Raw genomic sequence first — 13,664 nt, 5'->3', positions numbered from 1 at the left:
AGGGCGGATGAGGAGCTTTGGGAAGCGCAGCTTCCTTTGAGTTCTTTGCAAGGCAATTCAAGCGCACAATGCTATTGTGGCGCCATAGGCGCTCTGAGCCCACACCAATTGATTTCGGAGACATGATGTCCGGCCTCGTCCTCAATTCCGTCACCAAGCAATTCGGCCCCTTTACCGCCGTCGATCAGGTGCAACTGACCGTGCCGCATGGCACCTTTGTCTGTATGCTCGGACCCTCCGGCTGCGGCAAGACTACGCTGCTCAGGATGATCGCCGGGCTCGACCTGCCGACCGGTGGTGAAATCGTGCTCGACGGGGAAGACATCACCCGCATGCCGACGCACAAGCGCAATCTCGGCATGGTCTTCCAGTCGCTGGCGTTGTTTCCGCATCTGACCGTCGGTGAAAACATCGCCTATCCGCTGCGCATCCGCGGTGTCGGTCGCGAGGAGCAGGTCAGCCGAGTGCAGGAACTGCTCGCGATGATCCATCTGACGGGTTATGCCGACCGTCCGGTCAACAAGTTGTCCGGTGGACAGCGACAGCGCGTGGCGATTGCCCGGGCACTGGCCATCTCGCCGAAACTCTTCCTGCTCGACGAGCCGCTCTCGGCGCTCGACGCCAAGCTGCGCGAGGCCATGCAGGTCGAGTTGCGCAAGCTGCAGCAGCAGCTCGGCATCACCACGATCGTGGTGACACATGATCAGCGCGAGGCCATGACCATGGCCGACACCGTTGTCGTGATGAATGGCGGCAAGATCCGCCAGGCGGCAAGCCCGATCGAAATCTATCGCAAGCCGGCAGACCGGTTCGTTGCGGACTTCATCGGCTCGACCAATCTGTTGCCGCTGAGCGTGCAGGGCAGCCAGACGCTGGTCCTCGGCCAGTCGGTTTCCGGCATTGCGCCGCCCGCAGGCCAGTCGTCCTGCAGCCTGTCGGTGCGACCGGAGGACATCAGGCTTTCGGCGCCTGGCGAAGGCCGGTTGACCGGAAGGGTCACCTTCATCCGCGATCTCGGCGGCACGATCGAGACCTTCCTTGATGTCGCCGGCACCGAGGTGGTTGCGGTCTCGACGCCACGTGAGCGACCTGTCGTCTCGGTCGGCCAGGAGGTCGGCTTGGTGATCGATCCGGAAACCGCCGTGGTGCTTGCAGCATGAGACGCGAACCGCCCAAGACAGCGCTCGACTACGCGCCGCTCGCCTTTCCGGCGGGCATGCTGATCCTGTTCTTCGTCGTGCCGTTTGCGACGATGATTGCCGTGTCCTTCTTCAAGCGGGACCCTGCCGGCTTCTATTCGACCGCCTTCGTCTTCGACAATTATGCCCGCTTCATCTCCACCTTCTTTGCGGGCGTGCTCGGCTTTTCGCTGATGCTGGCGATTGCCGTGGCGGTCGTCTGCGTTTCACTGGGCCTGCCGTTTACCTATCTGCTTGCCCGGATGTCGCGCAAAGCACAGATCTTATGGCTGGTGGCGCTGCTCTCCATTCTCTCCCTGTCGGAAGTCATCATCGGCTTTGCCTGGTCGACGCTGTTTTCGCGCACGGCCGGTATCACCAATCTCCTGGTGATGATCGGGCTGATGGAAAAACCAGTCGCCCTGATGCCGAATTTCGGTGCGGTGCTCACCGGCATGGTTTATCAGGCGCTGCCCTATACGGTGCTGGTTCTCTATCCGGCTCTGGTGCGGCTTGACCCGACGCTGACGGAAGCGGCCCGCACGCTCGGTGCTTCCCCGATCAAGGCCTTCTTCACCGTCGTCGTGCCGGCCTTGCGCAACACGCTGATCGCCACGCTGATCATGGTCTTCATCTTCGCGCTCGGCTCCTATCTGCTGCCGCAGATCCTTGGTCGGCCGCAGCACTGGACGTTGTCGGTGCTGATTACCGACCAGGCGATCTACCAGTCCAACATGCCGTTCGCGGCTGCCATGGCCGTCTTCCTGGTGCTTGTGACGCTCGGCATGGTGGCGTTGACGCTTCTTGTCGGTCGCAAGGGAGAAGCCGCATGAACAAGGTTCTCACCCGCGTCTATTTCACCCTGATCGCGATCTTTCTCGCCGCGCCCATCGTCGTCGTAGCCGGCGTCTCGGTCAACGAGAAGCAAAGCCTGAACTTTCCGCCACAGGGTTTCTCGCTTTCCTGGTATGGGGCGATCTTCACCGATGCCGGCTGGCGTTCGGCGCTGTTTGCGTCGCTGATCCTGGCGCTGACGGCCGCAGCCCTCGCGGTTGCCATCGCGCTTCCACTCGCCTGGTTCCTGTGGCGCAGGTTGGCACCCTGGGCGCAGGTCTTCCAGTTGCTCGGGATTGCGCCTTTCACCCTGCCGCCGGTGATCACCGCGCTTGGGCTCCTGACCTTCTGGGCAACGACGGGTTTCTACGGTCAGCCGTGGACGGCGGTGATCAGTCACGCGATCTTCTTCGTCACGCTGCCGCTGGTGACGCTGTCGCTGGGGTTCTCGGCGATCGACCGCTCGCTGGTCGAGGCCGCCTCGACCATGGGCGCCGATGACAGGACGATCTTCCGCACGGTCGTGTTGCCGCTGATCATGCCCTATCTCGTCTCCGGCTATGCCTTCGCCTTCGTGCTGTCGCTCAACGAATATATTGTTGCCTACATGACCGTCGGCTTCACCATGGAGACGCTGCCGATCAAGATCTTCAACGCGCTACGTTATGGTTACACGCCGGTGATGGCCTCGGTGACGGTCCTGTTTGTCGTCATGGCGGCGCTGATCTTCGGCCTGGTGGCGCGCTTCGGCGACCTGCCGAAGCTGCTTGGTGCGAATGCTGCCGACGACAAGTAGGTGGGCTAAGATCAGCTGTTCTTGAGCCTGCCCTCCAGCAGATCAAGAACCGCGCGGGCCGCATCCATGACATTGGTGCCGGGTCCGAAGACGGCGGAGACGCCGTGTTCGATGAGGAAGTCATAATCCTGGCGGGGGATGACGCCGCCGACCACGACGATGATGTGGCCGGCGCCTCTGGCCTTCAGCGCCTCGACCAGTTGCGGGGCGAGCGTCTTGTGGCCGGCCGCGAGCGACGACATGCCGACGATATTGACCTTCTGCGCGATGGCGAGATCCGCGGCCTCGTCCGGGGTCTGGAAGAGCGGGCCCGCCACGACATCAAAACCGATGTCGCCAAAAGCCGAGGCAATCACCTTGGCGCCGCGGTCATGGCCGTCCTGACCGAGTTTGGCGACCAGCACACGCGGCTTGCCGGATGCCTTGCTGTAGTCGTTGAGCCGGCCGGACAGGATCTCCATCTCGGGGTCGCCTTCATAGGCCTTGCCGTATATATCATGCACCACTTCCGGCGTTGCGGCATGGTCGCCGAAGACAATGCGCATGGCGTCGGAGATTTCGCCGACAGTGGCGCGGGCGCGGGCGGCTTCCACGGCTGCTGCGAGCAGGTTTCCCTGTCCGGTACTCGCGACCTCTGTCAGCCGGGCAAGTGCATTTTCCACCACTTGCGGATCGCGCTGGCGCTTCGTTTGTTCCAGGCGCTTGACCTGCGAGACCCGCACGGCGGAATTGTCGATCTGCAGGATGTCGATCGGTGCCTCGTTTTCGAGCCTGTATTTGTTGACCCCGACGATCACTTCCTCGGCGCGATCGACGGCAGCCTGCCGGCGGGTGGCGGCTTCCTCGATCAGGCGCTTCGGCAACCCGTCATCGACGGCCTTGGTCATGCCGCCCAGCCGCTCGATCTCCTCGATCAGGGCCCAGGCCTTTTCCGCCATGTCGTTTGTCAGGCTCTCGACATAGTAAGAGCCGGCCAGTGGATCGACGACTTTGGTCACGCCGGTCTCGTGCTGGAGGATCAGCTGCGTGTTGCGGGCGATGCGGGCGGAAAATTCCGTCGGCAGGGCAATCGCCTCGTCAAACGAATTTGTGTGCAGCGACTGGGTGCCACCGAGCACGGCGGACATGGCTTCAAACGCCGTGCGCACGATATTGTTGTAGGGGTCCTGTTCGGCCAGCGACACGCCCGAGGTCTGGCAATGGGTGCGCAGCATAAGGCTCGACTCTTTCTTCGGCTCGAATTCCTGCATGATGCGGGTCCAGAGCAGGCGTGCGGCGCGCAGCTTGGCGGCCTCCATGAAGAAGTTCATGCCGATGGCGAAGAAGAACGACAGGCGGCCGGCGAACTCGTCGACCGGTAGACCCTTGGCAATCGCGGCGCGGACATATTCGCGCCCGTCGGCGAGTTTGAAGGCGAGCTCCTGCACCAGCGTCGCACCGGCCTCCTGCATGTGGTAGCCGGAGATCGAGATGGAGTTGAACTTCGGCATCTCCTTCGCCGTGTATTCGATGATGTCGGCGATGATCCGCATCGAGGGCTCGGGCGGGTAGATATAGGTGTTGCGGACCATGAACTCCTTGAGGATGTCGTTCTGGATCGTGCCACTGAGCTTGTCGCGAGAGACGCCCTGTTCCTCGCCGGTGACGATGAAATTGGCCAGAATCGGGATGACCGCGCCGTTCATGGTCATCGAGACGGAGATTGCTTCGAGCGGAATGCCGTCGAACAGGATCTTCATGTCCTCGACCGAGTCGATCGCAACCCCAGCCTTGCCAACGTCGCCCTCAACGCGCGGATGATCCGAGTCGTAGCCGCGATGGGTAGCAAGGTCGAAGGCGACAGAGACGCCCTGCTGACCGGCGAGAAGCGCCTTGCGGTAGAAGGCATTGCTTTCTTCCGCCGTCGAGAAGCCGGCATATTGCCGGATGGTCCAGGGCCGGCCGGCATACATGGTGGCGCGTGGACCGCGGGCGAAGGGGGCAAAACCCGGCAGGCTGTCGAGATGACCGATGCCGGCAATGTCGTCCTTTGTGTAGAGCGGCTTGACGTCGATGCCCTCCGGCGTATGCCAGGTGAGCGCGTCTGCCGGTCGCTTCAGTTCCTTCTCGGCAAGCGCCTGCCAGTCGGCGATGGTTTTCTTGGTCATCTGGTCTTCTCCCTGCTCCGCATGGACTGCGGGCCGACGACTAGTATTCCTGTTTGCCCCTCACCCTGCCCTCTCCCCGCAAGCGGGGAGAGGGAGGCGCAAGTGGCGCCATCTCGGCCTTCTCCCCGTTCACGGGGAGAAGGTGCCGGCAGGCGGATGAGGGGATTTCCCTTCAAAGGAAAGCGCTACCCCTCGAACTCCATGATCAGCTCGTCGACCGCCAGGCTTTGCCCCGGCTTGACGACAATCGCCTTTACCGTGCCACGGCGTTCGGCTTTGAGGACATTTTCCATCTTCATCGCCTCGACGGTTGCCAAGGGCTGACCCGCCTCCACGGTTTCCCCCTCCCTGACCGCCACGCCGGTGATCACACCGGGCATCGGGCAGAGCAGCAGCTTGGAGGTATCGGGCGGCAGCTTTTCCGGCATCAGCCTGGCGAGCGCGGCAACACGGGGCGAGCGGACGCGGGCGGTGACATCGATACCGCGCCAGCGCAGGCGGATCGCCGGGCCCTTGAGGTCGATCTTGACGACGATGGTCTCGCCGCCGATGTCGAAATTTGCCAGTGTCTGGCCTGGCGTCCAGGTGCTGCCAACCACAAGTTCGCCGCCTTCCGCGAAGGCCACGCGCGTATTGCCCGAGCCTTCCGAGAGGGTCAACGCGTGATCGCTGCCGGCAAGGTTCACCACCCAGTCTGTGCTGATGATGCGGGCGTGGTTGTCGATCGTGCCGGAAATCTGCGTGGCGCGGGCTTGCAGGCGGTGGTTGACGACAGCGGCGACGGCTGCAAGCTTTTCTGCGGAGGCCGCATCCGGCGCAACGCCGGTGAAACCTTCCCTGAATTCCTCGGCGATATAGGCCGTGGTGATCTGGCCTGAGCGAAAACGGTCCTGGTTCATGACGGCGGACAGGAAGGGCAGGTTGTGGCCAATGCCTTCGACTTCGAAACTGTCGAGTGCTTCCGACATCGCATCGATCGCCTGCAGCCGGTCTGGCGCCCAGGTGCAGAGCTTGGCGATCATCGGGTCGTAATACATCGATATCTCGCCACCTTCGAAGACGCCAGTGTCGTTGCGGATCACGGTGCCGTCAGCCGTCCGTCCCTCTAGCGGCGGGCCGTAGCGGGACAGGCGACCGATCGAGGGCAGGAAGTTGCGATAGGGGTCTTCGGCATAAAGCCGGCTTTCGATCGCCCAGCCATTCAGCTTAACGTCGTCCTGGCCGAAGGACAGTTTTTCGCCCGAGGCAACCCGGATCATCTGTTCGACGAGATCGAGGCCGGTCACGAGCTCCGTCACCGGATGCTCTACCTGCAGGCGGGTGTTCATCTCGAGGAAGTAGAACGTGTTCTGCTTGCCATCGACAATGAACTCAACCGTGCCTGCCGAGTGGTAGCCGACGGCTTTCGCCAGCGCCACGGCCTGTTCGCCCATAGCTTTGCGGGTGGCAGGATCGAGGAAAGGCGAGGGGGCCTCTTCGATGACCTTCTGGTTGCGCCGCTGGATCGAGCATTCGCGCTCGCCGAGATAGAGCACGGTTCCGTGCTTGTCGCCAAGCACCTGGATCTCGATATGGCGTGGCTCAGTGACGAATTTCTCGATGAAGATGCGGTCGTCGCCGAAGGAATTTTTTGCCTCGTTCTTCGACGACTGGAAGCCTTCACGGGCCTCTTCGTCGTTCCAGGCGATGCGCATGCCCTTGCCGCCGCCGCCTGCAGAGGCCTTGATCATGACGGGATAGCCGATCTCGCCGGAAATCTTCACCGCCTCGTCGGCGTCGGCGATCAGGCCCATATGGCCGGGCACGGTGGAAACACCGGCCTCGGCTGCGAGCTTCTTCGAGGTGATCTTGTCGCCCATGGCCTGGATCGCGCCGACCGGCGGGCCGATGAAGGTGACGCCTTCCTTTTCCAGCGCTTCGGCAAAGGCGGCATTTTCCGACAGGAAGCCATAGCCTGGATGCACCGCATCGGCGCCGGTCTTTCGGATTGCGTCGAGGATCCTGTCGATGACGATATAGGACTGGTTCGACGGGGCCGGGCCGATATGCACCGCCTCGTCGGCCATTTCGACATGCAGCGCATCGCGGTCGGCATCGGAATAGACGGCAACCGTCTTGATGCCCATTTTCTTCGCGGTCTTAATGACGCGGCAGGCGATTTCGCCGCGATTGGCGATGAGGATTTTCTGGATCATGGTTGCACTGCCCTTCTCCGCGGCGTCTTCGACCGGCAAGATTGCGCGATAAGCTGATTGTTACCGGCTTGGTTTGCTGACGCCCTTCGCCACGCTCTGCTCGTTCTTCACCTCGCCAAAAGCGTCGGGAAAGTTTTTGCGGGCGAGTGGCTCGTTCAACTTCAGTTTGGCAAAATAGGATTGCGGATCGAAGCCGCGTTCGGCGGCGATGATTTCCCGGCCGAACAACCGGCAGAGGCGTTCGCCGTCGAGATTGCCGCGCTCAAAGGGCTCCGTGCCGAAATACTGCCAGAGTGCATGGACGAAGCCGAGATCGGCCAGCGCCACGGACGGGTCCATGGTCCGGTGACGGGGCCAGTTGGTCAGCGGGGTCACCTTGGGGTTCGGGCGGCGCAGGGTGTATTGCCACTGTGTTCCGGGCAGGCCCGGCGGGAAACCTTGGTGCTTGGGCATAAGCGATTCTTTGGCCATGGCGTCAAACCTCGAACACGTCTTCAAAGGCATCCGGAAAACTCTTGCGGCCGACCTTTTCGTCGATCCTAAGCAGGGCTTCGTAGGATGTCGGGTCGAAAGGCGTTTCCGCCGGCACGACTTCGCGGCCGAACAGCAGGTTCAACCGGCCGGCATCGAGATTGCCACGCTCGAAGGGCTGGTCGCCGAAATGATGCCACAGCGCATGCAGGAAGGCCGCGTCAACCTTCTGCTCGATGGTGTTCGGACGGGCGAGACGCTGAAGGATCTTCAGCGGGGTTGCCCCCTTTTCGTTCGCCCGGCGGATGGTGAAGTGATGGCCATGGCCCGGCAGGCCGGAGGGAAAGCCCCTGTGCTTGGTCATTTCGGGTGGTCTGGCCATCCTGGTCTCCTTTATGCCGTCTTCTCGGTGGACTGGGCAATCTTGTCTTGGGTGTTTGTCTCGAAGTCGGAAGCGTCGTGGCGCTCATGCAACTGTTCCGACAGTTCGCCCGAGGTCTTGTTGACAATGCTGCCGCGCTTGACAGCCGGACGCGCGCCAATCTCGTTGGTCCAGCGCACCACGTTCTCGTAGCTTGCGGCATCGAGGAAGGTTCCGGCGTCGCCATAGGCCTGGCTGAGCACGATCTTGCCATACCAGGGCCAGATGGCCATGTCGGCAATCGTATAGTCGGCGCCCGCCATGAACTGGTTGTCGGCAAGATGCCGGTCGAGCACGTCGAGCTGGCGCTTCACTTCCATTGCATAACGGTCGATCGCGTACTGGATCTTGATCGGCGCATAGGCATAGAAATGGCCGAAACCGCCGCCGAGGAAGGGCGCCGAGCCCATCTGCCAGAACAGCCAGTTCAGGGTTTCGGCGCGGGCGCGGGTTTCCGACGGCAGGAAGGCGCCGAATTTGTCCGCCAGATAGGTCATGATCGAAGCGGATTCGAACAGCCGGATCGGTTGGCCGCCATCCTTCGGCGCATGGTCCATAAGGGCCGGGATCTTGGAGTTCGGATTGATATCGACGAAGCCCGAGCCGAACTGATCGCCCTTGCCGATGTTGATCAGCCAGGCGTCATATTCCGCGCCCGTGTGGCCGGCGGCCAGCAGTTCCTCGAGCAGGATCGTGACTTTCTGGCCGTTCGGCGTGGCCAGCGAATAGAGTTGCAGCGGGTGTTTGCCGACCGGCAGTGGCTTTTCGGTCTGGGCGCCTGATGTCGGACGATTAATGCTGGCAAAGGCGCCGCCATTGCCAGGCTCCCAGGTCCAGACCTTCGGGGGCACATAGCCGGTTGGAAAATTGTTTGCGGGCGGAAATTTTTCGTCAGTCATGAAAACCTCTGTTTTTCGGGTCAAGAAATGCAACGAAGACGAACCGGCTTATTGCTTTGTGAGCGTCTGATGATGATCCGCCTTCTGATCGTCACCGAGGATCCTGTATGTCTTCGCAAGCATGAGGTGAGCATGTCGATCGTCTGCGTCAAGATCCAGCACCGAGTTAAAGAAGACGGCTGCTTGTCGATAATCGCCGTCGATGGCAAGATTCGTGCCGATCATTATTAACGCCATCTTCTGTTTGGTGCTTCTCTCGATGGCGGCCTTCAGGCAGAACTGTTTCTTGTCCGATTTCATCGTCAGGCGATAGATGTCAACGAATCCGAGGTACGGATATGGGCTCCGCGGATCGAGTACGGCAGCCTCGCTGAAGCTTTGCGATGCGGACGCCATGTCCAATTCATCCAATGCCCTGAAACCTTTAGCAGCAGCAGCTCCCGCGGCCTTCACCAAGTTCCCGCTGAACTTCGTAGACGCATCAGAGCGCAATTTTTCTTCCCATGCCTTGGTTTCACCATTTGCGGGTCTCTCCCAAGGAGGAGTTTCCAGGGTTTGAATCTGGCTAGGATTTATCTGAATGATTTCCGATTGGCTGCCTTCTGCCAAAGAAGGCTGTGCAGATAGGGAGGTCATTGTTCCTGCGAGCGTGAGGCGGACAACAGCGTAAATTCTGGCGATACTCATTAGTGGGCCTCACAGCGGCATCGTGTCGTGTTTCTTCCAATGCGTGCCGACCTGCTTGTTCCTCAAACTCGCAAACGCCCGCGCAATCCGGCGGCGCGACGAATGCGGCATGATCACCTCGTCGATGAAACCGCGTTCGGCGGCCTTGAACGGGTTGGCGAAGTTGATCTCGTATTCCTTCGTGCGCGCCGCGATCTTCTCCGGGTCGCCGAGTTCCGAGCGGTAGAGGATCTCGGTCGCGCCCTTGGCGCCCATGACGGCAATTTCGGCGGTCGGCCAGGCATAGTTGATGTCGGCGCCGATATGTTTGGAGGCCATCACGTCATAGGCGCCGCCATAGGCCTTGCGGGTGATCAGCGTCACCATCGGCACGGTCGCCTGGCTATAGGCGAACAAGAGTTTCGCGCCGTGCTTGATGACCCCGCCATATTCCTGGGCGGTGCCGGGCAGGAAGCCGGGCACATCGACCAGCGTCAGGATCGGGATCGAGAAGGCATCGCAGAAGCGGACGAAGCGGGCGGCCTTGCGTGACGCGTCGATATCGAGGCAGCCGGCCAGCACCATCGGCTGGTTGGCGACGACGCCGACGGTTTGGCCTTCGATGCGGATATAGCCGGTGACGATGTTCTTGGCGAAGGCTTCCTGGATCTCGAAGAAGTCGCCTTCGTCGGCCAGTGCCAGGATCAGTTCCTTCATGTCGTAGGGCTTGTTGGAACTGTCGGGGATCAGCGTATCGAGGCGCATCTCGATGCGGGCCGGATCGTCATGGAACGGACGGACCGGCGGTTTTTCGCGGTTGTTGAGCGGCAGGAAGTCGAACAGCAGGCGCACATGCTCCAGCGTCTCGATGTCGTTCTCATAGGCGCCGTCGGCGACCGAGGATTTCTTCGTGTGGGTGGAGGCGCCGCCGAGCTCTTCCGCCGTGACGATCTCATTGGTCACGGTCTTCACCACATCGGGGCCGGTGACGAACATGTAGGATGAATCCCGCACCATGAAGATGAAGTCGGTCATGGCGGGCGAATAGACCGCACCGCCGGCGCAGGGGCCCATGATCACGGAGATCTGCGGGATGACGCCGGAGGCATCGACATTGCGCTTGAAGACATCGGCATAGCCGGCCAGCGATGCAACGCCTTCCTGGATACGGGCGCCGCCCGAGTCGTTCAGGCCGATGACGGGCGCACCGTTCTTCACCGCCATGTCCATGATCTTGCAGATCTTCTGGGCATGGGTTTCCGACAGCGAGCCGCCGAGCACGGTAAAGTCCTGGGAGAAGACGTAGACCTGCCGGCCATTGATCGTGCCCCAGCCGGTGACGACGCCATCGCCGGCGACCTTCTGCTCGGCCATGCCGAAATCGACGGCGCGGTGGGTGATGTACATGTCGTATTCTTCAAACGAGCCCTCATCCAGGAGCACGTCGATGCGCTCGCGGGCGGTCAGCTTGCCTTTCGCATGCTGGGCCGCAATGCGCTTCTCGCCGCCGCCGAGACGGGCTTCCGCGCGGCGGGCTTCGAGCTGGTCCAGGATTGAGTGCATGTATCCCCCCGATGAAGAACTCTTGCTTTTGAAGAACTCTGGCTTTGCGCCTGATATCTGAGCCTTAAACTGCATCGCTTGCAAAGAAAATGATTGAACAGGTGCAATTGCGGATTTATGAATTTGCAAACTGAATATTGCGAATTTGCGAAATGGCCATCGGGAAACTTTTCATCGGCCGCAAGGTCCGCGAAATCCGCCAGGCAAGCAGCACCACGCAGGCGCAGTTTGCCGACATGATCGGCATTTCGACCAGTTATCTCAACCAGATCGAAAACAACCAGCGGCCGGTCTCGGCGACCGTACTTTTGTCGCTGGCGGAAAAATTCGGCATCGACATCACCGAACTGTCGTCCGGCCAGAACGACCGGCTGCTGTCCGCCTTGACCGAGGCGCTGTCCGATCCACTGTTCGAGACCTATAGTCCCGGCCTGCAGGAACTGAAGCTGATCACGCAGAACGCGCCGGGCATGGCGCATGCCCTGATCGCGGCACACCAGGCCTACCGCCGTGGCAACGAGCAGCTGGCGAGTTTCGACGACCGGCTGGGATCGGCGCCGGCCCAGGAAGCCACGCCCTATGACGAAGTGCGCGACTTCTTCCATTTCGTCGACAACTACATTCACGAGCTGGACGTGGCCGCCGAAGCGCTGGCGATCGAATTGAAGCTGGGCGAGGGGGAAAACCATGCGGCGCTGACCGGCTGTCTCGAAGGCCGGCATGGCGTGCGCGTGGTGCGCGGCGAGGCAGGCGACGAGGCGATCCGCCGTTTTGATCCTGTCGGGCGCATCCTGACGGTCAGCCGCTACGCGTCTGCGCCGACCCGAGATTTCCACATTGCCGTCCAGATTGCCCAACTGCACGCCGCCGAAAAGATTGACGCCGTGTTGAAACAGGCAAGTTTTCGATCCGATGAAGCGATTGAGATCTGTCGCATGGGCCTGCACAACTACTTCGCAGGGGCGCTGATCCTGCCTTATCGCAACTTCCATCAGGCGGCGCGCGAATTGCGCCACGATATCGAGTTGATCGCCGCACGGTTCGGCGCCTCGCTGGAGCAGGTCTGTCACCGGCTCTCGACGCTGCAGCGACCGGGCCTGAAGGGTGTGCCGATCTTCTTTGCCCGGATCGACCGGGCCGGCAATATCACCAAGCGCCACAGCGCGGCGCGGCTGCAATTCGCCCGTTTCGGCGCCGCCTGTCCGCTGTGGAATGCGCATCAGGCCTTCGAGATGCCGGGCCGGATCAATCGCCAGCTCGCCGAGACGCCGGACGGCGTGCGCTATCTCTGCATCGCCACCCAGGTATCAAAAGGCTCGGTCGGCTTTCGCGCCGCCCAGCCGCGCTACGCCTTGGCGTTCGGCTGCGAGATTTCCTATGCCGACCAGTTCGTCTATGCCGATGATCTCGATCTGAGCAACCGCGCCGCCTACGATCCGATCGGCATTTCCTGCCGCATCTGCGAACGCGTCACCTGCACCAGCCGCGCCGTGCCGCCGCTGAAGCGGAAGCTGGTGGTCGATCACCGGGTGAGGAACCCGATGCCGTATGAGATTGAGTAGGTGGATTGCTCTGACGCAGCCTATCGGTTTCTTAATCACAGATGGCCCACCGCGGCCTGGACGCTAGGATACATGTGGAAGCTTTGGCACAAAGGCTTGCTAGCCAGCAGCGGCGACCAACACCTTGATCGAAGAGGGAAATGTCAATGGCTATTGGAGCAATAACGATACCATCCGTGCAGGGTGACCTACCGCTCACTCTGGAGGCTGGCAAATCTGTCGTCTTCATCGGCGCGAATGGTGCTGGCAAAACACGTTTGGGAGTTATGATCGAATCTCGGTTTCAGGGGCAAGCCGAGGTTCACCGTATTGCCGCGCATCGTTCGCTGCAGATGAACACCGCCGTTCAGCCGCCGAGCTTGGATCGCGCACTGAAACAGTTGCGGTATGGAACCGCAGAAGGTGGCGATAGCCGCAAACACGGGTTTCGGTGGAAAAGTAAACCAGCAATTGCCATGCTATCAGATTTCGATCATCTCATTGCTGCTCTTTACGCAGAAGAGAACGACGTATCCGTCAAATTTAGGCAGGATGCGAGAGCGAATCCAGCAACACCAGTAGCCACGACAAAACTCGACATCTTGAGGGAAATTTGGCAAGAATTGTTGCCGCATCGGAACCTGATTGTAGAAGCGTCGAACGTAAAGACGGCTCCAGCTGGTCAAATCTATGCCTCCTACAACGCGGCAGAGATGAGTGATGGCGAGAGGGTGATTTTCTATCTGCTCGGTCAGGCGCTACTTCTTCAGTCGAAGACAATTCTGATAATTGACGAGCCGGAGCTTCACATCAATAAATCCGTTTTGTCAAAGCTCTTCGACAAGATTGAAAGTAGCAGGCCAGACTGTTCGATAGTCTACATCACTCATGATGTAGAGTTTGCCGCATCTCGCCATGCAGCCACTAAGTTTGTAATCCGTACGTATCAAAAG

12 protein-coding genes are annotated in these 13,664 nt (G+C 60.8%); 5 read left to right on the top strand and 7 right to left on the bottom strand.

Annotation, left to right across the window (positions count from 1 at the left end; genetic code table 11):
- Positions 1 to 125 precede the first annotated feature (125 nt).
- From PDO_RS02570 to PDO_RS02560, 3 genes are read left to right on the top strand one after another with little or no spacing between them, the layout of a single operon-like run.
- Positions 126 to 1,160 (top strand): ABC transporter ATP-binding protein, encoded by a 1,035-nt coding sequence (locus PDO_RS02570; RefSeq protein ID WP_007597380.1) that lies wholly within the window; start codon positions 126 to 128, stop codon positions 1,158 to 1,160.
- Positions 1,157 to 2,011 (top strand): ABC transporter permease, encoded by an 855-nt coding sequence (locus tag PDO_RS02565; RefSeq protein ID WP_007597379.1) that lies wholly within the window; start codon positions 1,157 to 1,159, stop codon positions 2,009 to 2,011. Before PDO_RS02570 ends, PDO_RS02565 begins: the two co-directional genes overlap by 4 nt.
- On the top strand, positions 2,008 to 2,808 hold the full coding sequence (locus PDO_RS02560; protein WP_007597378.1) for an ABC transporter permease: 801 nt from the start codon (positions 2,008 to 2,010) through the stop codon (positions 2,806 to 2,808). The genes PDO_RS02565 and PDO_RS02560 overlap by 4 nt, the downstream gene beginning before the upstream one ends.
- Before the next feature lie 11 nt (positions 2,809 to 2,819).
- Here PDO_RS02560 and scpA read toward each other — a convergent pair whose 3' ends face one another.
- The 7 genes from scpA to PDO_RS02525 form a co-directional block, all read right to left on the bottom strand.
- Positions 2,820 to 4,955 (bottom strand): methylmalonyl-CoA mutase, encoded by a 2,136-nt coding sequence (scpA, locus tag PDO_RS02555; RefSeq protein ID WP_007597377.1) that lies wholly within the window; start codon positions 4,953 to 4,955, stop codon positions 2,820 to 2,822.
- A 185-nt stretch (positions 4,956 to 5,140) separates the two neighbouring features.
- Positions 5,141 to 7,150 carry an acetyl-CoA carboxylase biotin carboxylase subunit gene (locus PDO_RS02550; protein ID WP_007597373.1) on the bottom strand — a complete coding sequence of 670 codons (2,010 nt, stop codon included), beginning with the start codon at positions 7,148 to 7,150 and terminating at the stop codon, positions 5,141 to 5,143.
- A gap of 60 nt (positions 7,151 to 7,210) precedes the next feature.
- Positions 7,211 to 7,621, bottom strand: coding sequence for a hypothetical protein (locus tag PDO_RS02545; protein ID WP_007597372.1), 411 nt, complete (start codon positions 7,619 to 7,621; stop codon positions 7,211 to 7,213).
- A 4-nt stretch (positions 7,622 to 7,625) separates the two neighbouring features.
- A complete protein-coding gene (locus PDO_RS02540) occupies positions 7,626 to 8,003 on the bottom strand; it encodes a hypothetical protein (protein ID WP_007597371.1) in 378 nt (125 codons plus the stop codon).
- An 11-nt stretch (positions 8,004 to 8,014) separates the two neighbouring features.
- Positions 8,015 to 8,941, bottom strand: coding sequence for a glutathione-dependent disulfide-bond oxidoreductase (gene yghU / locus PDO_RS02535; RefSeq protein ID WP_007597370.1), 927 nt, complete (start codon positions 8,939 to 8,941; stop codon positions 8,015 to 8,017).
- 48 nt (positions 8,942 to 8,989) lie between these two features.
- Positions 8,990 to 9,628: a tetratricopeptide repeat protein gene (locus tag PDO_RS02530; protein ID WP_007597369.1), complete on the bottom strand. Its 639-nt coding sequence runs from the start codon at positions 9,626 to 9,628 to the stop codon at positions 8,990 to 8,992.
- A 9-nt stretch (positions 9,629 to 9,637) separates the two neighbouring features.
- Positions 9,638 to 11,170 (bottom strand): acyl-CoA carboxylase subunit beta, encoded by a 1,533-nt coding sequence (locus PDO_RS02525; protein ID WP_007597368.1) that lies wholly within the window; start codon positions 11,168 to 11,170, stop codon positions 9,638 to 9,640.
- A 152-nt stretch (positions 11,171 to 11,322) separates the two neighbouring features.
- Between PDO_RS02525 and PDO_RS02520 the strand changes: the two genes are divergently transcribed.
- Positions 11,323 to 12,732 carry a helix-turn-helix domain-containing protein gene (locus tag PDO_RS02520; RefSeq protein ID WP_007597367.1) on the top strand — a complete coding sequence of 470 codons (1,410 nt, stop codon included), beginning with the start codon at positions 11,323 to 11,325 and terminating at the stop codon, positions 12,730 to 12,732.
- A 146-nt stretch (positions 12,733 to 12,878) separates the two neighbouring features.
- The coding region (locus PDO_RS02515; protein WP_007597364.1) for an AAA family ATPase at positions 12,879 to 13,664 on the top strand (786 nt) is incomplete at its 3' end.

The sequence above is a fragment of the Rhizobium sp. PDO1-076 genome (genome assembly GCF_000247475.1).
Taxonomy (GTDB): Bacteria; Pseudomonadota; Alphaproteobacteria; order Rhizobiales; family Rhizobiaceae; genus Allorhizobium.
Note: the sequence above shows the minus strand (reverse complement) of the source record. Positions and strands in the feature narration are given on the sequence as shown.